Origin of the sequence: Mumia quercus (assembly GCF_025506335.1) — a bacterium.
Lineage (GTDB): Bacteria > Actinomycetota > Actinomycetes > Propionibacteriales > Nocardioidaceae > Mumia > Mumia quercus.
Window position 1 is genome coordinate 521,174 of sequence record NZ_JANZYO010000004.1, and the last position, 21,859, is coordinate 543,032.

The window sequence follows — 21,859 nt, forward strand, 5'->3', positions numbered from 1 at the left end:
ATGGCCGCAGCCGACGTCGAGGGAGCGATCGTGTGCTCCGACCTGGTCCGGGTGTTCTCCACCCGTGGCGTGGAGGTCCAGGCGCTGCAGGGTCTCAGCCTGCACGTCGATCCGGGCTCAGTGGTCGCCGTGGTGGGCGCGTCGGGCTCCGGGAAGTCCACCCTGCTGGGCATCCTGTCCGGGCAGGACGTCCCCACGGCCGGACGAGCGGAGGTCGCGGGGCACGACCTGCTGGCGATGGGCAGGCGCGAGCGCATCGAGTTCCGCCGGCACAGCGTCGGGTTCGTCTGGCAGCAGACCGCACGCAACCTGCTCCCGTACCTGACGGCCGGCGAGAACGTCGCCCTGGTCGGCGCGGTCGGACGGATGTCCGCGCGGCGGCGTGCGGCCAGGGTCGACGAGCTGCTCGAGCTCCTCGAGGTCGGGCACTGCCGCGACCGGCGTCCCTGGGAGCTGTCGGGCGGTCAGCAGCAGCGCGTCGCCATCGCGGTCGCGATGGTCAACGCACCACGGGTGCTCCTCGCGGACGAGCCGACCGGTGAGCTCGACGACGCGGCGAGCGCCGAGGTCCTCGCGGCCATGAACGACGTCAACCGCGAGCACGGGACCACCGTCCTCGTCGTCACCCACGACGCGACCGTGAGCGAGCACGTCAGCCGGACGGTGCAGATCCGTGACGGGCGGACCTCCACGGAGGTGCTGCGGCGCTCCGCGGTCGACGAGAGCGGCGAGGACACGGTGGTCGCGGAGGAGTACGCGGTGCTCGACCGGGTCGGCCGCCTCCAGCTCCCCGACGAGTTCACGCAGGCGCTCGACCTGCGCGACCGGGTCCGCCTCGCGCTCGAGAGCGACCACGTCGGGGTGTGGCCCGCGGACCGGGAGACGACCAACGGCGACGGGAGCAGGCGATGAGCGAGGTGGCGGAGCAGACCGTCGTGTCCCAGGCCGCGGTGCGCGCACAGGCCGCGGGCCGGGTCTTCCGTACGCCCGTCGGCGAGGTCCACGCGTGCCGAGCGGTGACGCTCGAGGCGCACGCCGGCGAGCTGGTCGTCGTCCGCGGGCCGTCGGGGTCGGGCAAGACCACGCTGCTCAACCTGCTCGGCGGCCTCGACCGTCCGACGTCGGGGCGGGTCGAGCTCGCCGGCACCGACACCGCGCACGCCTCGGAGGAGACGCTCCTCGCGCTGCGCCGCGACACGGTGGGCTTCGTCTTCCAGTCGTTCGGGCTGCTCCCCGTCCTCACGGCCGTCGAGAACGTGGAGGTGCCGCTGCGGATCCGGCGTACGGACGCCGACGAGCGCGCCCGCCGGGTCGCGGAGGCGCTGGAGGCCGTCGGCCTCGCCGACCACGGGCGCCAGCGACCCGACGAGCTGTCCGGTGGCCAGCAGCAGCGGGTCGCGATCGCCCGCGCCCTGGTCGCCGAGCCCGCGCTCCTGATCGCCGACGAGCCGACGGGGCAGCTCGACAGCCGGACGGCCGCTGCCGTCATGGACCTGATCGTCGAGATCGTGCACACCCGGGGCATCGCCGCCGTGGTCGCCACCCACGACCCGCTCCTCGTCGAGAGGGCGGACCGTGTGGTGGCGCTGCACGACGGCGCTGCCGTCGCCGAGCGGTAGCTCAGCGCACCGTGAAGCCGGCCGACCCCTTCCGTACGGTGAACGCGCCGCGCACCTTCACGACCTCGCGGCCCTTGCCCGCTCGGACCTTGAACCGGACGACGACGGCACCGCGGGCGTCCGCGCGCAGCGACTTCCGCGAGACGACCTTGCCGCGGTAGCGGACGACGACCTTCTCGCCCTTGACCAGGCCCTTGATGCGGACGACCTGGGTGGCGCCGCGGCGGACCTTCTTCGTCCCGACCGTGACCCGCAGCTTCTTGGCCTTGACGACGGTGACGGAGGTGCTCCCGGTCCGTCGCGCGTGCGCGCCGGTGACCGTCAGCGCGCGCGAGCCCTCGGCGACGCTGCGGGGGACGACGACCGACCGCGCGACGCGGCCGCGGGCGTCCGCCTTCCCGGTCGCGGCGAGCACCCCGCCGATCCGCACCTGGTACGACTCGGCGGGCAGGAGACCGCTCGCCGTCACCGGCACCGTACGACCGGCCAGGCGCGGGCCCGAGAGGCCGGCGACCGAGAGCTTCGCGGCGGCCGGTGTGACACGCCACGTGAACGTGTCGGCGAGGACAGCACCGTCGGGGTCGGCGATCCGCACCTCGACCTTGCGGTCCCCCGGTGTGTGCGGCACGTCGAAGGTGCCCTTGTCGAAGCACGGACGGTACGCGCCCGCCCCGTCGACACGGCACGTGACCTTGTAGCCGTGCGCGGAGTACGGCGTCTCGATCCACGCGCCGATGCTGGCCGCCTTCGGGTCGTAGAGCTCCAGCGAGAGCCGCTCGGTCAGGGCGGTGGGCTTGGCCGGGCCGACCCGCGTGAACTCGGGCTGGATGAAGGTGGCACGCACCTTCGCCTCGTACGGCGCTCCTGTCGCGCGCGGGCCGACGGCCCACACCTTGGCGTCGTAGTCGCCGAACCTGCGCTCCTTCGGCCACGGGAACGGCTTGCCCGCGGCGCACTCCTTGCTGAACACCACCGAGCCGTGGAGGCGCAGCTCGCACATGACCTTCAGGTCGGCGGTTGCCGGAGGCTGCTCGCCCCACTGCTCGCCCTGGAACGTCACGTCGACGAGGTAGCTCGGCCAGTCCGTCCGGTGGGCGTGGACTCCCCACGCGACGTTGGTCAGGTACGCCCGGTAGCCGGGCTCGACGTTCGGGCGGAGGTCGAGCGTCACGCGCGCCGGTGTCGCCCGTACGCCCGCGCCCTCAGGCTCCTGATCGACCGGGACCGCCAGCGTGTAGAGGCCCAGGTCGGCGCTCTCGGGCTTGCCGAAGACCTCGAGGTACGTACGGCCCTCGTCCTGCACGAGCTCCATCTGGAGCCCGGGCGGCAGCTGCCTCGTGAGCGCCTCGACGTACGGGCGGATCGTCAGGCGCTGGTCCGGGTACGTCGTCGCCGGCGTCACCTCGACAACCCGTGTGCGGGTGAACGTGCCGACCGGGATCTGGACGTACGGCGCGGGGTCGACGAAGCGGGGACGGTGGTCACCGACGATCGGGAAGACCCGCGTCACCTCCCGTCCGTGCGAGTTCGTGATCCGGACGGTCACGTGCGGGAGGAAGTCGTAGTCGTCGGGGATCCGGAACGACGGCGACTCCGACCAGTTGGCGTTGGTCGGTGCCGTCGGCGGACCCGCGTTGAGCGGGTCGGTCTCGCACGCGGTGGCGTTGAGCCGACGGCACACGACCGTGTAGCTCTTGACCAGCGGCTTGCCCGACAGGTCGTCCGCCCACTCGACCTCCACGTCGAACGTGTCGTTCGGGACGTCTTGGGTCAGGCGCAGGTCGAGCAGCAGCTTGCCGTCCAGCGTACGGTCGTCCTTGAGCGAGGCGGTCATGATCTCCGGCTCGGGCGCGACGATCGTGAAGTCGACCGAGCCGGCGACGTCGTACGCCGTGCCGTCGTTGCCGCGGAAGGAGGCGGTGGCCCGGTACGAGCCGACCGTGTCGAAGCGCTGCTGGAAGCCGGAGAGGTTCTCGGCCTCCGTGCGCGTCCAGGTCTGCGCGACCTCGCCGTCGGCGTCGAAGCGCTCGATCCGCCAGCTGTAGCGCCCGGACATCACCTCGCTCGGGCGTGAGCGGTTCGCCTGGAAGGTGAGGGTCCGGCCCGGCAGCATGTCGCCGACCACCGACGGCAGCACGGTCAGCTCCGGGAGCAGCGGGGTCTGGCTGACCAGCGTCGCCGTACGGGGCGTACGGCCGTCGGACAGGTACTCCCAGGTGTCGCTCACCTCCGAGCGGGTGCCGTCGGTGAGCAGGAACTTCCGCTGGAGGACGCCGTCGTCGTCGGCGTGGGCCACGACCGACATCTGCTTGTGCTTGCCGGCGTGGTCGAGGTAGCGCACGGAGAGCTTGGGCGTCGGACCCTGGTAGCCGCTCCCGGTGACGTACAGGTCGTCCATGAGCCAGCCCCGGCTGAAGTGGACGCGGTGACCGGAGAGCTTGCGCCCTTCCGTGTCGGTCTCGTCGCTGTACAGCGCGACGGAGTCCCGTAGTGCGCCGCCCACCCGGAACTTCTTGTCGGCCGGCGTGCTTGCCGCGTCGTACCCGTCGACCGGGTCCTTGACGAGGACCTTGCCGCCGGCGGTGAAGAGCATCGAGTCGGCGAGCATCGCCTGCATGGTGCTGCTGAACTCCGCCGACTGGTGGAGCGGGGTCGAGCCGTCGGCCGGCGTCTCGCGCGTCTCGTAGTCCAGATCCGCGTAGATCGGCTTGAGCGCCTCGATCCCGAGGGGGTCGTCGCTCGACCCCGCGTTCGCCGCACGTCGCTTGATCCGGCGGACACGGTTCTGCTCGTCGACCACCATCCAGATGGAGACGCCGGTCATGACGGCGCCCACGAGGATGATCCCGACCACCCCGGCGGCGGTGCCGGCCCCGATCGCCGTCGCCGCCGTGGTGCTGATCGTCGCGTGCGCGGCCGCGTGGGCAGCGACGCCGGTGACCGCGATGACCGAGGCGGCGACGCCCGGGACCGTGGCGGTCACGACGCCCGCCAGTGCGCCCGCGGCGACGGCGATGCCGACACCCGCCAGCGTCGCGTACGCGGCCGAGGTCCCCACGCTCATCGCCTTGAAGCTCGGGTCGGCGGCCACCGTCATCGTCGGGGTGGGGTTGCGGTAGCGCGCCCACGTCTCGAAGGTCTCCACCGGAGGCACGTCGTTGACGATCTGGAACGCGGTGGTGAGCTGGCTCCCTCGCTGGCAGCGCGGCAGCGTACGGACGGGGTTGGGGACGGGTTTGAGAGCGGAGGACGGCGGTGCCGGCGGGACGTATCCGCACGGATCGGCCTCCCACCGCTCGTACTCGGCGAGGGTCTGCTTGGCGTGGCTCGTCTCGCGCGTGTTGAGCGCCTGGATCACGGCGTCGTACGTGCCCCGCTCCCGTGGCGTGAGCGGGACGCCGTACAGCACGCGGTCGAGGATGTCGCGGATGCGCATGTGGACGTACGCACGGATCTCGGGCCGCGCGTACATGCGGATCATCGACTGGTCGGGCACGTCGTGGCTGGACGAGAGCGCGACGATCGCCTCCTCCACGATCCAGTCGTAGGCGCCGAGACGCGACAAGGTGTCGGCGTCGTGGAGGACGAGCTTGCCCTCGTCGGTCGGTGCACCCCCCACGGTCTGGTTGTGGGAGGTCCCGACGCACATCGTGTCGCCGAGGGTGAGGACAGCGGAGGTGACGTCGCTGACGGAGAAGCACTGCTCGGGGAGCGTCGTCGCCGCGCCGGGGTTGTTCACGACGAGGTTCGACCCGTCCAGGGTCACGGTGATCTGGCCGACGTCAGCGGTGATCACCGGCACCGGTGACTGCACGATGACGACCGGCTCGTCGGCCGCCGAGGTCGTGGCGCTGGCCGGCGGGGCGCTGAGCAGTACCGCGCCCATGGCGACCGAGACGGTGGCGACGAGCGAGCGGGTCAAGGTTCGTGAGATCGAGCGCACGTGGGTCCCTCCGGCCGAGGCGGGAGGGGGCCCTCCCGCTAAGCGGACGATAGTGTCCGCTTAACCGGCCGGGTGCGTGTTTTTCACAGGTCGGTCGCGTGGTCGTGCACCATGGCGTGGAGCTCGTCGACGTGCAGGCCCGCGCCGTCGAGCCCAGGCCGCGGAGCACCGCTCCTCCGCAGTCCGTCGATCAGGATGCCGCGCTGGCGCGCGAACACCGCGTGGCGCATCGGCTCCGGGAATGACGCGAGGCTGCCGAGCAGGTACGGCACGAGCGCGACGTCTGTCGGGCGGACGTCCGGCCGCAGCTGCTCCTCCGCGATCGCCGCGGCGACGTGCCGACGCAGCGGCTCCTCCCACCGGCGTCCGGGCCGGTAGCCCGGGTCGTTCTCCGCCTGCCGGTGCATGACTGCCGCCATCACGGGCGCGCCCATCATCACCTCGGCCGTGCCGTCGATGAAGGTGAGGACGGCGTCCCACCCGGTCGTCGCCTGCGCGCACCGGTCGGCGACCAGGTCGAGTCGTGCCACGAAGCGGTCGTACAGGCCGCGGACCAGAGCCGCGTGGGTCGGGAAGTGGCGGTAGAGCGTGCCGGCTCCGACGCCGGACCGCTCCGCGAGCCCGCGCAGCGGGGCGTCGATGCCGTGCTCGGCGAAGTACGCCTCTGCCGCGGTGAGGATCCGCTCGTGGTTGGCGACGGCGTCGCTGCGCTCGGCACGTCGTCGGCTCTGCGGACCAGGGTCCGAACGGGACATTCCGCCTCCTCCGACTCGCAGACTAGCCCGGCCCGGGTGCTCGCCCTGTGCACGACAAAGGGCCCCGGTCAGCGACAAGCCGACCGGGGCCCTCTGAGTCTGGCGGAGGTGGCGGGATTTGAACCCGCGAGAGGTTTCAACCTCAACCCGCTTAGCAGGCGGGCGCACTAGGCCACTATGCGACACCTCCAGGCGTGCCGCTCAAGGCTACAAGGTCGTACCGGGCCCGATCCAATCGGGGCACCGGCTCAGGCCGACGGCGGCAGCGGCCGGTAGCCGTGCGAGGTGTTGAGCCGCTCGCGGATCTCGCGCTGCAGCTCCAGCCCTCGGGCTCCGAAGAGCATCATCGGGAGCCGTGTCGTACGCCCGTGCTCGAGACCGATGACGAGCTCGGTCCCGCCGTCGGGGCCCGGCTTGTCGTCGACCCGCTCGACCTGCGCCCAGCTGCCCGAGCGCACTCCCGCCCCGCGGACGCGGTGGACGCGGTAACCGGTCTCGGTGAGCGTGAGCAGGCGCGGGGGCCAGCGCAGCCCGGCGATCGAGACCACCACCAGCAGGGCGACCAGGACGGCGACGACGATCCCCCAGACGACGGCGGAGCCCCCGACGGTGATCAGGACCGCGGCAACGACGGCCCCGACGGCGGCGACCATCATGCGGAGGCCGAACAACCTCAGCGCCAGGACGAGCGTCAGGCGGTACGTCGTGGGTTGCATGGTGTCACTCATCTGTTGCGTGGTGGACGGAGCAGAGGGGGCGGGATTCGAACCCGCGGCTGACATCTCTGCCAGCGACCGCTTTCAAGGCGGTTCCGATCGGCCACTCCGGCACCCCTCCTCGGGCGTCACGCGTGCGCCACGCCCGGACTCGATTGTCTCAGGCGTCCTGATGCGGACTACTTGAGGGCAGCGAAGCGCGGCGGCTCTGCGCGGACGAAGGCGTCGCCCTCCTCGCGACGCGCGGCGCGGCGGCCCGAGCGCGAGGTGGAGCCGGGGTCGAGCTTGCGGACGACCAGGCCGAGTCCGAGCCCGAGGATGGCCGAGTAGAGCGTCGACAGGGCGACGTACGTGACGTCGGCGTTCGGCGAGGCCAGGCCGCTGGCCATCACCGCGGTGCCGACGACGCCGAACGCGCACATCCACCAGCCCTGCCGGCGGTTCGAGCGTGTGCTGATGCCCCACACCAGTGCGGGGAAGCCGATCAGCACCTCGGTGGGTCGAGGGACGCCGCCGATGGTGTCGCGCAGCCACACGACGGTGTCGTCGATCGCGCTGACCAGCTCAGGAGACCCGTACGAGCGCACGAACGTGCTGTAGACGAGCAGGACCGCGAGGGCACCCGCGCCGCCCACGATCAGCGTGACGCCACGCCTGCCGAGCCCGTGGAGGCCGGCGCCGAGGCTCCACACGATCCCGAAGGTGGTCGCGAGCGCGGCCACCAGGACGAGCATGTAGTAGCGCTGCTGGACGACCGGTGCGTTCCACGCCGCGACGGCGACCGCCGCGCTGGTGGCCATCACGAGCGCGATCGCGTACTCGCGCAGCACGCCCGACAGCTTGTCGGCCGGTCTGGTGATGAGCACGGCGAGCACCGCGCCGAACGTCGCGGTGACCACCGAGGCACCGGCCATCGCCCACGACCACTCGCTGAGCAGGGCGATCGCGCTGAGGATCGCGACGAGGACCGACCACAGCGTGCTGCGGCCCCCGCTGCGCCGGGCGACGCCCGCGGTGAAGACGACGGCGAGCACGGCGGCGCCGTACCGGGCGTAGCGGTCGGGGAAGCCGACCGCCACCACGGACGTGATCGCGACCGCGAATCCTGCCAGCCAGGCCAGGAACAGCCCGCTGACGCCCGCCGCCCGCAGCGCCTTCATGCTGAAGCGCGGCTCGCGGATCGGCGGGATGTAGCTCAGGGTGTCGCTGGCGCGCCTGCGCGGCGCGGCACGACGGCCGCCGGAGGTCTCGCTCACGGGGCGACCACCTCTCCGGCGACCTCTCCCGCGACGCCGAGGCGGCGGTTGGCCAGCGACGGGTTGGTCGTACGGGCACGGGCGAGGCGCTCGGCCGACAGCGTCGCGCGCACGACCGCGGGCTCCTCGCCAGCGGAGGCCACGACGACGCCGAGCGGGTCGACCACCATGCTGTGTCCGACGTAGCCGCCGCACTGGTCGGCGGCGACGACGTCCACGGTGTTCTCGATCGCCCGCGCGCGCAGCAAGGTCGACCAGTGGTCCTCCTTGAGCGGCCCGCGGACCCACGCGGCGGGCACGCACAGGACGTCGGCGCCGGCGTCGACCAGCATCCGCGCCATCTCGGGGAACCGGAGGTCGTAGCAGGTCATCAGGCCCACCCGTCGCCCGGCGACGTCCACGACGGCGGGTGCGATCTCGCCGGGAGCGAGCCGCTCGGACTCGGCGTAGCCGAAGGAGTCGTAGAGGTGGATCTTGCGGTACGAGGCGGCGAGCGTGCCGTCGGGCGCGAACGCGAGGAGCACGTTGTACGGCAGGTCGGGCGCCCCGGCGGCGTCGTGGCGTCGCTCGAACCCGCCGGCGACGACGTGCGCGCCGAGGCGTACGGCGTGCTGCGCCAGCTGGCGGGCGAACGGGCCGTCGAGCGGCTCGGCGGCGTCCCGGAGGTCGTCCTCGGGGGTGCCGAAGTCGCGCATCGTCGCCTCGGGGAGGACGACGAGGTCGAGTCCGTCGTGCGGACCCAGGGTGCCGAGGACGTCGTCGACCAGCGCTCGGTTCGTGTCGGCGTCGGTCGTCGCGCTCAGCTGGACGAGGGCGACCTGCATACCTCCATCTTTGCAGGGCGCTCCAGCCTGCGGCAGGGTGAGGGCGTGCCCGTCTCACCGACTGTGCCGCCCGGCCACCCGCCGTACGACGTGATCGTTCTCGCGGGAGGGGCGTCTCGGCGGTTCGGGTCGGACAAGCTCGCGGCCCGGGTCGGTGGGGAGGCGCTCCTCGACCGCGTCCTCGCGGCGGCTTCCGGTGCCCGGCACGTGCACGCCGTCGGACCCCGGCGCCCGACCGTACGACCGGTGCAGTGGGCGCGCGAGGAGCCGCCGGGCGCGGGGCCCGCGGCCGCGGTCGTCGCCGGGCTCCGGGGCGCCGCCGACGGTCCTCCTGCCCCGTACGTGGCGCTGCTCGCGGGCGACCTGCCGTACGTGACCGGCGAGACGCTCGAACGCCTGGCCGCGGCCCTCGCGGAGGCGCCGACCTGCGACGGCGCCCTGCTCGTCGACGAGGGCGGCCGGGCCCAGTACCTGTGCAGCCTGTGGCGTCGCGAGGCGCTGGAGTCCGCCGCGTCGCGCCGTGACGACTGGCAGGGAGTGGCGCTCCGGGCGCTCCTCGAGCCGCTGCGCGCGCGGGAGGTCGCGCCGCGCGGGCGGGAGAGTCATGACGTGGACCGGCCGGAGGACCTACCGTCGGACGCATGAGCACTTCGACTGGACCCGAGCGCTCGCTCGCCGACTGGGGTGACGTCGTCTGCGCGACGCTCGGCATCGAGCCCGACTACGACCTCCACGCCATCCTCGACACGGCTCGCGAGGTCGCCCACGCGGTCGAGCGGCCTGCCGCCCCGCTGACGGCGTTCCTCGTCGGCTTCGCCGCTGCGCAGGCCGGCGGGAGCCAGGACGACCTCGACCAGGTCCTCGACCGCGTGACCGTGCTGGCCCAGGAGTGGGGCGCCTGACCCGACGGTACGGTGTGGCCATGCGTGCCGTGGTCGTGAAAGAGCCCGGAGGGCCCGAGGCGTTGAACGTGGTCGACCTCCCTGATCCGGTCGCCGGGCCAGGTGAGGTCGTGATCGACGTGGTGGCCGCAGGGGTCAACCGCGCCGACGTCCTGCAGCGGCAGGGCAACTACCCGCCACCGCCCGGTGCGAGCGAGATCCTCGGTCTCGAGTGCTCGGGGCTCGTCGCCTCGGTCGGCCCGGACGTCACCGCCTGGAAGGTGGGTGACCCGGTCGTCGCGCTGCTCGCGGGCGGCGGCTACGCCGAGAAGGTCGTCGTCCCGCAGGGACAGGTGGCGCCGCTGCCCGAGGGGATGGACCCGGTCGCCGCGGGCGGCCTGATGGAGGTGGCGGCCACGGTCTGGTCGAACGTCTTCATGACGGCCGACCTCCAGCCCGGGGAGCGCCTGCTCGTCCACGGCGGTGCCTCCGGGATCGGCACGATGGCGATCCAGATGGCCAAGGCCTTCGGGGCGTGGGTGGCCGTGACCGCGGGCTCCGAGGCGAAGCTGGAGGCGTGCCGCGACCTGGGCGCCGACGTCGCCATGAACTACCGCGAGATCGACTTCGTCGAGGGTCTGCGTGCCGCGACCGAGGGCCACGGCGCCGACGTCATCCTCGACAACATGGGTGCGGCCTACCTCCCGCGCAACGTCTCCGCGCTGGCGCACGACGGGCGGCTCGTGGTGATCGGTCTCCAGGGCGGGGCGAAGGGCGAGCTGAACCTCGGCGCGCTCCTCGCCAAGCGCGGCTCGGTCGCTGCCATCGGCCTGCGTGGCCGCCCGAAGGACCAGAAGGCCGAGATCGTGCGCGACCTGGTGTCGAGCACGTGGGCGCTGTTCGCCGACCAGACGCTCAACCCGGTCATCCACGCGACGTTCCCGTTGGAGCAGGTCGCCGAGGCCCACCGGGTGCTCGACGAGTCGACCAACGTCGGCAAGGTCGTGCTCACGCTGTGATCGCGCTCGCGCACGGCGCGTGGGCGGCGACCGTCAACCCGTACGGCGGCGGGCTCGCGACGCTCACCCACGACGGGGACGACGTCGTCGTCCCGCAGGACGGTGAGGGCGGCCACCCCACGTACCGGGGTGCGGTTCTCGCACCGTGGCCCAACCGCCTCGAGGACGGCCGCTACACGTTCGACGCCGTCACCCACCAGGTGGCGCTCAACGAGCCCGAGACGCGTACCGCGCTGCACGGTCTCGTCTTCGACGTCCCGTGGGAGGTCGTGGAGCAGACCGCCCGCTCCGTCCAGCTCGCGGTTGACGTGCCGCAGGAATCCGGGTATCCCTTCTCCGTCCGCCTCGACCTCGCGTACGCCCTGTCCGACGACGGTCTCGACGCCGCGCTCGTCGCCACCAACACCGGCGACAGCCCCGCCCCGTACGGAGGAGGCTTCCACCCGTACCTCGTGGCCGACCCCGCTGCCGACACGGTCCTCACCCTCGACGCCGGGTGCTTCGTGGAGACCTCTGCCGACCGCCACCTGCCCACGCGCACGGTCGAGGTCGCCGGGTCCCCGTACGACTTCCGCGCGCCGCGCCCGCTCGGGACGACGGTGCTCGACGTCCCCTACGGCGACCTCCGGTCCTCGCAGGTGCGCGTGGGGCGGACCGTCGTCGGGCTCGGCGAGGGCGTCCGGTGGATCCAGGCCTATACGCCACCCGACGGGCGCTCCGTCGCGATCGAGCCGTGCTCGTGCCCGGCCAACGCGCTGCGGTCGGGGGACGACCTGGTCGTGCTCGCACCGGGCGATCGTCACACCCTCGCGTTCACGCTGTCGCGCCCGGCTCCGGCGGCCCGCGACTAGAGTGGGCGCCATGGCAGGCGAACCCTTCGATCCCACCGGCAGCGAGCACCACCAGGTCATCGGACCCGACGGTCGACCCGTCGCAGAGCCCGAGCCCGAGGCCCCGACGGAGGCCGAGGACGACGTCCGCTCGGTCACCGAGCTGGTCGAGCAGCCGGCGAAGGTCATGCGGATCGGCAGCATGATCCGGCAGCTCCTCGAAGAGGTGAAGTCCGCCCCGCTCGACGAGGCCAGCCGTGCACGCCTGCGCGACATCCACCAGACCTCCATCAAGGAGCTCGAGGACGGGCTCGCTCCTGAGCTCGTGGAGGAGCTCGAGCGGCTGAGCCTGCCGTTCAACGAGACGACTCCGTCCGACGACGAGCTGCGGATCGCCCAGGCCCAGCTCGTGGGCTGGCTCGAAGGGCTGTTCCACGGGATCCAGACGGCGATCTACGCCCAGCAGATGGCCTCGCAGGCCCAGCTGCAGCAGATGCGCCGTGCGCTCCCGGGCGGTCAGCCCGTCCAGATCCAGGGGCGCCCCGGGATGCCGGCTCAGACCGCCGACGACGGTACTCAGCAGCGGCCGGGCATGTACCTCTGATCGCGTAACCCGCCTGACCTGTCAAGGATGCGTGACAGAAACCTGCTGTTGGCCCTCTCGGCAGCTACTGTGTGACACGTACGGCAGGTACTCGCCTGGCGATGAGTAGGCATTTATCAGCATCTGAGTACTTGCGCGCTGATTACTCTCTTGACACCGATGTTTGACTTTCTGCATCTCGAAGCACCCAAGGAGATGCAGAACCCATGTACTTCGTCTCGGACCGCCGCCAGGTCGACTCGCACACCGACGTCGTTCCTGCGTGCACGCGGATGCCCGATGTCTACGACACCCTGAGCGAGCCGCTCGAGGACCTCTCAAGGTCCGGGGCGAGCTGGGACGCGTGGTTGTCGGCCCACGCCCAGGCCCGCGAGGCCTGTGCCGCGTGCCCGCTCCTCACCCAGTGCCTCTACCGCGCCGTGGTCGACGGGGAGGTCGCCGGCTACGCCGCCTGCACCTCACCTGAGGACCGTGCGGAGATGCGCTCACGGCTCGGCATCACGCTCACCGCCCCCGACATCGACCGCATCGCCGGTGTCCGTGCGGCCGGCTCACCTGTCGACCACGACGCGATCCTCGCCGCACGCCGCCTCTACCCGCGCGACACCTTCGCCCAGCTCGCCGAGCGCCTCGGGTGCTCGTTGTCCACGGTCAAGCGCCACCTCCGCGAGGCGTCGTCGAACAAGAAGCCCGCCACCCCCGCCCGTACGCGGACGACGCGGCCGACGGTCGACGAGGTGCTCGACGTCTTCGACGAGGTCGTCTCGGCCCGCGTCACTTCCTGCCCCCTCAGCGCGTAGCCCTGAGTCCGACCGCGCACGGGGGCGGCCGGCCGAGGGGGTAGCCCCGGCGGAGCCGCCGGGGCAGAGCTCAGAGGTACTTCTCGAGCTCCCGGACGACCCCGTCGTTCTCCACGGTCTCGGTGACGTCGTCGGCCACGGACTGCACGTGCAGAGGGGCGTGGCCCATCGCGACCCCGCGCCCGGCCCACTCGAGCATCTCGACGTCGTTCGAGCCGTCGCCGATCGCCAGGACGTCCTTGCGGTCGACGCCCAGCTCCGCGCAGATCTTCTCCAGACCCGCCGCCTTGGACACGCCCTCGGGGGCGAGGTCGAGCCACGCGGTGTAGCCGACGTAGTAGTTCGTGCCCTCCAGCCCCAGCGAGTGGGCGAGCTCGGCGAACTCCTCGGCAGACGCGTCGGGGCTGCGGACGATCACGCGGCTCACCGGCTCGGCGATGAGGTCCTCGACGGGCTCGTGCGAGATGACGCCGCTCAGCTCACCGTCGGGGAACGCCTTGTTCATGCGGTAGCCGGTGCCGACGTTCTCCACCGCCACCGCGGCGTCCGGCACCGCCTCGAGCAGCGCGCGTACGGCCGGACCGGCGTCGAACGTCACGGTGTGCAGGATCTTCACCGGGTCGTACGAGAACACGACCGAGCCGTTGCTCGCCACCGCGAGACCGTCGCTGAACCCGAGCTTGGCGACCGCGTCCATCACCCCCGGCACCGCGCGGCCCGTGGAGATCACGCAGTGCATGCCGGCCTCGGCGGTGGCGCGGACCACCTGGCGTACGGCGTCGGTCATCTCGTTGGCGTAGTCGACGATCGTGCCGTCCACGTCGAGGGCCACGATGCGTGGCCTCCAGGTCGTGGCGGCCCCGTCGGTGGTGTGCGAGGTCAACGTCAAGACAGCGGCTCCAAGATCTCTCGTCCTGCGAGGTAGGGCTGCAGCGCCAGGGGGACCCGGACGGACCCGTCGGCCTGCTGGTGGTTTTCGAGGAGGGCGATGATCGTCCGGGTCGACGCCATCAACGTGCCGTTGAGGGTCGCCAGCGGGGTGACCTGGTCGCCGTCGCGCATGCGGATGCCCAGACGGCGCGCCTGGAAGCTGGTGCAGTTCGAGGTGGAGGTCAGCTCGCGGTACTTGCCCTGGGTGGGGATCCACGCCTCGCAGTCGAACTTGCGGATCGCGGAGAGGCCGAGGTCCCCGGCCGCCACGTCGATCACGCGGTACGGGAGCTCGAGCGCGTCGAGCCAGTCCTGCTCGTGGCGCAGCAGCTCCTCGTGGACCGCGTACGAGTCCTCGGGCGTGGCATAGACGAACATCTCCACCTTGTCGAACCAGTGCACCCGGAAGATGCCCCGGGTGTCCTTCCCGTACGAGCCTGCCTCGCGGCGATAGCACGGGCTGAACCCTGCGTAACGGCGCGGCAACGACTGGGCGTCGAGGATCTCGTCGGAGTGGTACGCCGCGAGCGGCACCTCCGACGTGCCGACGAGGTAGAGGTCGTCCTTCTCGAGGTGGTAGACGTCGTCGGCGGCCTGGCCGAGGAACCCGGTGCCCTCCATCGCCGATGGCTTCACCAGCGCCGGCGGGATCATGGGCGTGAAGCCCCACGCGGCCGCGCGGTCCATCGCCATCTGGACCAGCGCCATCTCGAGCTGGGCGCCGATACCGGTCAGGAAGTAGAAGCGGGCGCCGCTGACCTTCGCGCCCCGCTCGATGTCGAACGCGCCGAGGCGCTTGCCGATCTCGATGTGGTCGAGCGGCTCGAAGCCCTCGGCGGCGAAGTCGCGCGGCTCGCCCACGACCTCGCGGACGACGAAGTCCTCCTCGCCGCCCTCAGGAGCCTCCGGCGCCGCCAGGTTGGGGAGCGTGGCGAGCAGCGTGTCGAACGTCGATGCCGCCGCGTCGGAGGCCGCGCTGGCCTCCTTGACCTGAGCGGCGAGCTCCTTCGTACGGGCAAGGAGCGCAGCCTTCTCGTCGCCCGACGCCTTCGCGACCTGCTTGCCGAGCTGCTTCTGCTCGGCCCGCAGCGCCTCGTACCGGCCGATCGACGATCGACGTGCCTCGTCGGCGGAGACCAGCTCGTCGACGACAGCCTCGGACTCACCGCGGCGGCGCTGAGCAGCGCGGATCTCGTCAGGGTTGTCACGAAGGATACGAACGTCGATCATTCCCCCAGCCTATCGGCGTGGCTGACACGACTACCCTGTTCGGGTGCCGATCGACCTCCGCCGCGCACGTCCTGCGCGCCCTGCCCTCCTGCCCACGACGACCGGCGTCCTCTTCGTGCTCTTCGCTGCCCTCGCCGCTGCGGTGTGGTGGGAGTGGGCGCCGCTGACCGAGCTGGACCAGCAGGTGGCCGAGGCTGCGCACGGAGCGGTCGTGGGCAACCAGGTCCTCTCGGACGTCTTCTTGTGGATCGGCGACTGGCTCGGCCCGTGGATGCTGCGTCTGGTCCTGGGGGCCGTCGCCGTGTACGCGCTGCTGCGGCGGTCGTACCGTGTCGCGTTCTGGATCGCGCTGACGATGGCCGTCCAGTTTGCGGCCGTCTACGGGCTGAAGCGGTTCGTCGAGCGAGCCCGACCGTCCTTCGACGAGCCGATCCAGGTGCTGGACACGTTCTCGTTCCCCAGCGGGCACGCCACGGCCGGGGGCACGTTCGCGACGGTCATGGTCATCGTCACCCTGCTGCTCGTACGCCGTGGTGTCCTGCGGTTGCTGCTGATCCTGCTGTGGCTGGCCGTCGGCGTGCTCGTCGGCCTCGACCGCCTGTTCCTGGGCGTCCACTTCCTGTCCGATGTCGTCGGCGGCTGGATGCTCGGGACGGCGGTGGCGCTCTTCTTCTGGTGGCTGTTCACCCGGTCGCTCTTCGACGCCGAGGAACCCGCCCGTCCCGCCGTCGCCGGCACGGGACGCCGTCAGGTCGGTGTGGTGCTCAACCCGGTCAAGGTCGGTGACGTCGAGGCGTTCCGTACGAGGGTGCGCGAGGCCGCGGCCCGGCACGGCTGGGCGGAGCCGCAGTTCTTCGAGACCACGGTCGACGACCCCGGCGCGTCGCAGGCCGTGGAGGCGCTCGAGGGCGAGGCCGACCTCGTCATCGTGGCCGGTGGCGACGGGACCGTACGCGAGGTGTGCGGCGAGCTCGCGCGCAGCGGGATCGGCGTCGGCGTGGTGCCGCTCGGCACCGGCAACCTCCTCGCCCGCAACCTCTCGCTGCCGCTGCACACCGGCGACGCGATCGACAACGCGTTCGTGGGGCAGGACCGGGCGATCGACATCGTTCGGCTGTCGCTCGACGGGTCGGAGGAGTCGACCACGTTCCTGGTGATGGCCGGGCTCGGGTTCGACGCCGCGATCATGACCGGCACCAACGAGGACCTCAAGAAGCGGGTCGGCTGGCTGGCGTACGTGGTCTCGGGGGGCAAGCAGCTGTTGCGCTTCCCTCGGACGCGGGTGCAGATCTCGATCGACGACGGGCCGTTCGTCCGGCGCCGTGCGCTGACGGTAGTCGTCGGCAACGTCGGGTTCCTGCAGGGCGGTCTCCCGCTGCTGCCGGACGCGCAGATCGACGACGGCAAGATCGACGTGGTCGCGATCGCGCCGCCGCACAAGTTCGCCTTCCTTTCGGTGGGGCTGCGCCTGTTCACGCGCGGCAAGCGCACCGACGAGCGGCTCGACCGGATGACCGGGCGGACGGTGACGCTGCGGACCGACCGGCCCACGCCGATGCAGCTCGACGGCGACCCGATCGGCGATCACACCGAGCTTCGCGCTGTCGTCGAGCCGGGGGTCCTGCTGGTCCGCGTACCGCGCTGAGGGACGTCGTTTCGCCCCGTTGACGCCAATGTCACGGTTAGGTAACGGAACCCTGTGGCGTGTTCCTTTTGGGGTAACCGGGTGTTGAACTCGCTTTCGCATGTGGTGCAGATCGCACCGAATCCTCGGAGGGAGATCATCATGCTCCAGTCTCAGCCTGCCCGGACGAAACGCCGCACACGCCTTGCGGCCGCGTCCACGGGCGCCGCGCTGGTCGCCGGTGTCGGCGGCCTCGTCATCGCCGGTGCGCCGGCCGCCAACGCCGCGAACGTCAACCTCGACAAGCGGTTCAACTACACCTGCAAGGTCGACGCTGGCGCGCTTCCGCTCGGCAACCACGTCATCGGCGTCCGCGCCCAGGTGACGGTCCCGAGCGTGGTCTCGCGCAACCAGACGCTCCCGACCCGCAAGACCACGATCACGCTGACGCTCCCGGAGACGCTGCGCGACGCGACGTACAACCTGATCAACGGCCGCACGGCTGGGGGTGAGTCGAAGGACGCCAAGGTCACCATCTCGGCGCCTGGCGCTGCGGCGCTGACCGTTGGCATCGCCAACCTTCGGGCTCCGCAGGCGCCCGTCCCGGCGACGGCCGGCACTCCGTGGAACATCGCCACGGTCGGTGACGTCCCCGCGATCAAGGTCCCGGCACGCGCCCACACGCGCGCGTCGTTCAGCATGCCGGCGGCGTTCAGCATCGCGGCGACGGTCGTCAACTCCGGCGGCACCAGCATCCCGGTCTCGCTGGCGTGCAAGACCTCCGCCGCGCGTGTGATCGGCTCGGTCAGCATTCCGAAGAACGCCGCCAAGGTGACCGCCAAGGCGTCGCCGAAGAAGATCAAGGCCAAGAAGACCAAGGCCAAGCTGGCCGTCAAGGTCTCCGCCGGCAGCCCCGCCGCCACCGGCAAGGTCACCGCCAAGATCGGCAAGAAGACCGTCGGCAAGGCCACCGTCAAGAACGGCAAGGCGACGATCAAGCTCAAGAAGTTCAAGAAGAAGGGCACCTACAAGATCAAGGTGACCTACAGCGGCTCGGTCTACGCCAAGAGCGCGACCAAGACCATCAAGGTGAAGGTCCGGAAGTAACGACCGACCGCACCGACTCGCGAGCACGTCAACGGCCCCCGGCGCCGTACGACCCTCCGAGGGGACGAGTGCCCCGACCTGTCACGGGTCGGGGCACTCGCTCGTTCTCCCCCGCTCCGCGCCGGCCCCGCTCTGTGGTTTGCCACGTCAGCGTGGCGTGTTGTGGTTGGCGCGGCTTGCTTGCCGCGCCAACCAGGGTTTGCCACGTCAGCGTGGGAAACCTTGGTGCGGGTACGGGGGGTTGCGGCGGTCGGTCGGGTTGGTGGGGGTGCCCCGGGCTGTGGTTTGCCACGCCAGCGTGGCGTGTTGTGGTTGGCGCGGTTTGCTTGCCGCGCCAACCAGGGTTTCCCACGTCAGCGTGGCAAACCGCGGAGGCGCGAGCCGACGGGGGGTGACTGGGCGAGGGGTCAGGGGTGCGGGACGGTGGCGGTGATGACGGAGCCGTCGGCGCGGCGGACGCCCTCGAGCGGCCCGGGGCCCGGGGTGCCGGGCAGCAGCGGGCCCTGGTCCTCGAGCGGGACGACGACCGGCTCGGCAGCCGTGACGTGCACGATCTTGCCGCGTACGGAGAACTTCGCGCCGGCGCCTTCCTCGACGGTCAGCTCGACGGAGTCGGCGGTGACGCGAACGCGGATCCGGCTCTTCTTGATCGTCAGCCGGAAGACGAGCTCGTCCCACGCCGCGGGCAGCCGCGGGTCGATCGAGAACTCGCCGTTGTAGTCCCGGAAACCACCGAACCCGTTCGCCAGCGCACCCCACACCCCGCCGGTCGACGCGACGTGGACGCCGTCGGAGGCGTTGCCGTGCAGGTCGGCCAGGTCGACGTACAGCGCCTCGGTGAAGTACCGCACCGCGAGGTCCGAGTAGCCCACCTCCGCCGCGATCAGCGCCTGGACGACCGCCGACAGCGTGGAGTCACCGGTCGTGATCGGGTCGTAGTACTCGAAGTCGCTGCGCTTCTGCTCGGTCGTGAACTGGTCGCCCTGCAGATAGAGCGCGAGCACGACGTCGGCCTGCTTGAGCACCTGGAACCGGTAGATCACCAGCGGGTGGTAGTGCAGCAGCAGCGGCCGCTTGTCCCGCGGCGTGTGCGCGAGGTCCCACACCTCGCGCTCCAGGAAGTGCGAGTCCTGCGGGTGGATCCCGAGGTGCTCGTCGTACGGGATCGCCATCGCCTCGGCGGCGCGCTCCCACTCCTCGACCTCGTTGCTGTCGAGCCGCAGCCGCGCCACCATCCGGCTGTACGCCTGCGGCCACGCCCGCTCGAGCTCGCGTACGGCCCGCGCGGCGCGACGGAGGTTGAACCGCGCCATCACGTTCGTGAACAGGTTGTCGTTCACGACGGTCGTGTACTCGTCGGGTCCGGTGACGCCGTGGATGTGGAACGAGCCGCGCCCCTCGCTGCGCCAGAATCCGAGGTCGGTCCACAGGCGTGCCGTCTCGACGAGGATGTCGACCGCCTCGCGCATGAGGAAGTCGGTGTCGCCGGTCGCGTCCACGTAGCGGCTCAAGGCGTACGAGATGTCGGCGTCGATGTGGTACTGCGCCGTGCCGGCGGCGTAGTACGCCGACGCCTCCTCGCCGTTGATCGTCCGCCACGGGAAGAGCGCCCCGCGGTTGGAGAGGTCGCGCGCGCGACGCCTCGCGGCGGGCAGCATGTTGTAGCGGAAGCGCAACGCGGCTCGGGCGAGCTGCGGGTACACGTACGTGAGGAACGGCAGGACGTAGATCTCGGTGTCCCAGAAGTAGTGGCCGCCGTACCCGGAGCCGGTGACGCCCTTCGCCGGGATGCCTGCCCCCTCGGCGCGGGCCGACGCCTGCGCGACCTGGAAGAGGTTCCAGCGCATGGCCTGCTGCAGGGCGGGCTGTCCGCCGATGGTGACGTCGGCGCGTGCCCAGTAGTCGGCCAGCCACGACTTCTGGTCGTCGAACTGACGCTCGAGTCCTTCAGCCTTCACGCGGTCGAGGGTGCGGCGACACCGGTCGAGCAGCTCACGGGCAGGGACGCCGCGAGAGGTGTGGTACGAGGCGACCTTGGTGAGGCGGACGGGGTTCCCCGGCTGCGCGTCGATCTGGTACGCGACCTTCGCCATGTCCTCGTCGATGTGCACGCTGCGCTGGTGCGGGTCGACGGTCTCGAGGACGTGGTCGGCGGCGACGCCGAGCGTCATGCCGGACTCGGCGGCCTTGTAGCCGAGCATCACGCGACCGAGGTCCTCCACGGCCTCGTGGATCTGCGGCAGGAGCACGCGGCGCCCGAACCGCTCGGCCTTGCGCGGGTCCGCGCCTTCGCCCATGGCGGCCGAGCGGACGTGGTACTCGTCCTCGCCGTCCTGGCGGTTGAGGATCTGCGACGACAGCGTGATCGGTGCCGCGGCGTCGAGGAGCGTGACCTCGAACGTCATCACGGCGAGGTGGCGCTGGGTGAACGAGACCATGCGCTGGGACTTGATCCGTACGCGCTTGCCTGCAGGCGTGCGCCACACGATCTCTCGGCACAGCACCCCCGTACGGAAGTCGAGCGTGCGTTCGTAGTCGATGAGGTCGGCGACCGGCAGCAGCAGCGGCTCGTCGTCGATGTAGAGCCGGATGACCTTCACGTCGGGCGCGTTGACGATCGTCTGCCCGACCCGCGCGAAGCCGAACGCCTCCTCCGCGTGGTTGATCTTCCAGGTCTCGTGGAAGCCGTTCACGAACGTGCCGTGCGTGTGCGACTCGCGGCCTTCCTCGACGTTGCCCCGCATGCCGAGGTAGCCGTTGCCGACGGCGAACAACGTCTCCGTACGCCCGAGGTCCTCGGAGCTGAAGAACCGCTCGGACAGTCGCCACTCGTCGATCGGCCAGCGGTGCCGGTCGAGGTAGTCGGAGACCGGGCGGGGCGTGTCGCGAGGAACGGGGCTCATACGAGCTCACCCAGGTCGGCGACGACCACGTCGGCGCCGTGGTCGAGGAGGGTCTGGCGTCCGGCGCCGCGGTCGACGCCGATGACGAGCCCGAAGTCGCCCGCCGCGCCCGCCTGCACTCCCGACACCGCGTCCTCGATGACGATCGCGTGGGCGTCGTCGGTCCCGAGCTGCTTCGCGGCGAACGCGTACGTGTCGGGTGCGGGCTTGCCCGGGAGCCCGTGGTCGAGCGCGACGGCACCGTCGACGACGACCGGGAACCGGTCGGCGATGCCGGCTGCGGCCAGCACGGCGGGGGCGTTGACCGAGCTCGACACGACGGCGAGGCCGATCGGCAGGGTGGCGAGGTGGTCGAGGAGCGCGACGGAGCCCGGGTACGCGGCGACGCCGTGCGCGGCGAGCTCGTGCTCGAACTCGGCGTTCTTGCGGTTGCCGAGCCCGCACACCGTCTCGGCGGTCGGTGGGTCGCTCGGGTCGCCCTCGGGCAGCGTCACGCCCCGCGAGGCAAGGAGCGTGCGGACGCCGTCGTAGCGGGGCTTGCCGTCGACGTACGCGAAGTAGTCCGCGTCGGTGTAGGGAGGTGAGATCTGGTGCGCGCTCAGATAGGACGTGAAGAGCGCGGCCCAGGCGCGCATGTGCACCTCGGCAGTGGGGGTCAGAACCCCGTCGAGATCGAAGAGGGCAGCGTCGTAGTCGGCCCATCGGACCAGTGCGGACTCGGTCACCCTTCGAGGGTATGGGGTCGGCGCTCCAGGTGTGCGACGTGTCGGCCGAATCGGGGGGCCACGGAGAAATCTGTGGCCGATTCCGGCATCTCG

At 71.4% G+C, this 21,859-nt stretch carries 19 protein-coding genes and 2 tRNA genes; 10 read left to right on the plus strand and 11 right to left on the minus strand.

Annotation, left to right across the window (positions count from 1 at the left end; translation table 11 throughout):
• On the plus strand, positions 1-912 hold the full coding sequence (locus tag NYZ95_RS11875; RefSeq protein WP_262851483.1) for an ABC transporter ATP-binding protein: 912 nt from the start codon (positions 1-3) through the stop codon (positions 910-912).
• Complete coding sequence (locus NYZ95_RS11880) at positions 909-1,619, plus strand: ABC transporter ATP-binding protein (protein ID WP_262851484.1); 711 nt, start codon at positions 909-911, stop codon at positions 1,617-1,619. The genes NYZ95_RS11875 and NYZ95_RS11880 overlap by 4 nt, the downstream gene beginning before the upstream one ends.
• 1 nt (position 1,620) lies before the next feature.
• Here NYZ95_RS11880 and NYZ95_RS11885 read toward each other — a convergent pair whose 3' ends face one another.
• The 7 genes from NYZ95_RS11885 to NYZ95_RS11915 all read right to left on the minus strand — a co-directional run bounded on the left by NYZ95_RS11885 (position 1,621) and on the right by NYZ95_RS11915 (position 9,113).
• Entirely contained in the window at positions 1,621-5,562 is a 3,942-nt protein-coding gene (locus tag NYZ95_RS11885; protein WP_262851486.1) for a hypothetical protein, read from the minus strand.
• Positions 5,563-5,645: 83 nt separating this feature from the next.
• The gene (locus NYZ95_RS11890) at positions 5,646-6,317 is read right to left on the minus strand and encodes a TetR/AcrR family transcriptional regulator (protein WP_262851487.1); all 672 of its coding nucleotides are present in this window, start codon (positions 6,315-6,317) and stop codon (positions 5,646-5,648) included.
• Positions 6,318-6,417: 100 nt separating this feature from the next.
• Positions 6,418-6,507, minus strand: a tRNA-Ser gene (locus tag NYZ95_RS11895).
• Between the two features lie 58 nt (positions 6,508-6,565).
• Positions 6,566-7,045 (minus strand): hypothetical protein, encoded by a 480-nt coding sequence (locus NYZ95_RS11900; RefSeq protein WP_262851488.1) that lies wholly within the window; start codon positions 7,043-7,045, stop codon positions 6,566-6,568.
• A 20-nt stretch (positions 7,046-7,065) separates the two neighbouring features.
• Positions 7,066-7,154, minus strand: a tRNA-Ser gene (locus NYZ95_RS11905).
• Between the two features lie 58 nt (positions 7,155-7,212).
• Positions 7,213-8,289, minus strand: a complete 1,077-nt coding sequence (locus tag NYZ95_RS11910; protein ID WP_262851489.1) for a hypothetical protein — start codon at positions 8,287-8,289, stop codon at positions 7,213-7,215.
• Positions 8,286-9,113: a carbon-nitrogen hydrolase family protein gene (locus NYZ95_RS11915; RefSeq protein WP_262851490.1), complete on the minus strand. Its 828-nt coding sequence runs from the start codon at positions 9,111-9,113 to the stop codon at positions 8,286-8,288. The genes NYZ95_RS11910 and NYZ95_RS11915 overlap by 4 nt, the downstream gene beginning before the upstream one ends.
• Before the next feature lie 45 nt (positions 9,114-9,158).
• Between NYZ95_RS11915 and mobA the strand changes: the two genes are divergently transcribed.
• From mobA to NYZ95_RS11945, 6 genes are all read left to right on the plus strand, one after another.
• Positions 9,159-9,758: a molybdenum cofactor guanylyltransferase gene (gene mobA / locus NYZ95_RS11920; protein WP_262851491.1), complete on the plus strand. Its 600-nt coding sequence runs from the start codon at positions 9,159-9,161 to the stop codon at positions 9,756-9,758.
• Positions 9,755-10,015, plus strand: coding sequence for a DUF6457 domain-containing protein (locus NYZ95_RS11925; RefSeq protein WP_262851492.1), 261 nt, complete (start codon positions 9,755-9,757; stop codon positions 10,013-10,015). Before mobA ends, NYZ95_RS11925 begins: the two co-directional genes overlap by 4 nt.
• 20 nt (positions 10,016-10,035) lie before the next feature.
• Positions 10,036-11,013 carry an NAD(P)H-quinone oxidoreductase gene (locus tag NYZ95_RS11930; RefSeq protein WP_262851493.1) on the plus strand — a complete coding sequence of 326 codons (978 nt, stop codon included), beginning with the start codon at positions 10,036-10,038 and terminating at the stop codon, positions 11,011-11,013.
• Positions 11,010-11,864: an aldose epimerase family protein gene (locus tag NYZ95_RS11935; RefSeq protein ID WP_262851494.1), complete on the plus strand. Its 855-nt coding sequence runs from the start codon at positions 11,010-11,012 to the stop codon at positions 11,862-11,864. Before NYZ95_RS11930 ends, NYZ95_RS11935 begins: the two co-directional genes overlap by 4 nt.
• Positions 11,865-11,874: 10 nt before the next feature.
• Positions 11,875-12,447 carry a bacterial proteasome activator family protein gene (locus NYZ95_RS11940; RefSeq protein WP_262851495.1) on the plus strand — a complete coding sequence of 191 codons (573 nt, stop codon included), beginning with the start codon at positions 11,875-11,877 and terminating at the stop codon, positions 12,445-12,447.
• Positions 12,448-12,653: 206 nt separating this feature from the next.
• Positions 12,654-13,247, plus strand: a complete 594-nt coding sequence (locus tag NYZ95_RS11945) for a WhiB family transcriptional regulator (RefSeq protein WP_262851496.1) — start codon at positions 12,654-12,656, stop codon at positions 13,245-13,247.
• A 70-nt stretch (positions 13,248-13,317) separates the two neighbouring features.
• On the opposite strand, the gene NYZ95_RS11950 is transcribed toward NYZ95_RS11945, so the two are convergent.
• Together NYZ95_RS11950 and serS are read right to left on the minus strand one after the other, a co-directional pair.
• Complete coding sequence (locus tag NYZ95_RS11950) at positions 13,318-14,136, minus strand: HAD family hydrolase (protein WP_262851497.1); 819 nt, start codon at positions 14,134-14,136, stop codon at positions 13,318-13,320.
• Positions 14,133-15,407 carry a serine--tRNA ligase gene (gene serS, locus NYZ95_RS11955; protein WP_262851498.1) on the minus strand — a complete coding sequence of 425 codons (1,275 nt, stop codon included), beginning with the start codon at positions 15,405-15,407 and terminating at the stop codon, positions 14,133-14,135. The genes NYZ95_RS11950 and serS overlap by 4 nt, the downstream gene beginning before the upstream one ends.
• Positions 15,408-15,450: 43 nt before the next feature.
• Between serS and NYZ95_RS11960 the strand changes: the two genes are divergently transcribed.
• On the plus strand, positions 15,451-17,052 hold the full coding sequence (locus tag NYZ95_RS11960) for a bifunctional phosphatase PAP2/diacylglycerol kinase family protein (protein ID WP_262851499.1): 1,602 nt from the start codon (positions 15,451-15,453) through the stop codon (positions 17,050-17,052).
• A gap of 141 nt (positions 17,053-17,193) precedes the next feature.
• The gene (locus NYZ95_RS11965; protein WP_262851500.1) at positions 17,194-18,138 is read left to right on the plus strand and encodes a DUF6801 domain-containing protein; all 945 of its coding nucleotides are present in this window, start codon (positions 17,194-17,196) and stop codon (positions 18,136-18,138) included.
• A gap of 407 nt (positions 18,139-18,545) precedes the next feature.
• On the opposite strand, the gene NYZ95_RS11970 is transcribed toward NYZ95_RS11965, so the two are convergent.
• Positions 18,546-21,041, minus strand: coding sequence for a glycoside hydrolase family 65 protein (locus tag NYZ95_RS11970; protein WP_262851501.1), 2,496 nt, complete (start codon positions 21,039-21,041; stop codon positions 18,546-18,548).
• Positions 21,038-21,766 carry an HAD family hydrolase gene (locus tag NYZ95_RS11975; protein WP_262851502.1) on the minus strand — a complete coding sequence of 243 codons (729 nt, stop codon included), beginning with the start codon at positions 21,764-21,766 and terminating at the stop codon, positions 21,038-21,040. Before NYZ95_RS11975 ends, NYZ95_RS11970 begins: the two co-directional genes overlap by 4 nt.
• Positions 21,767-21,859: the final 93 nt, after the last annotated feature.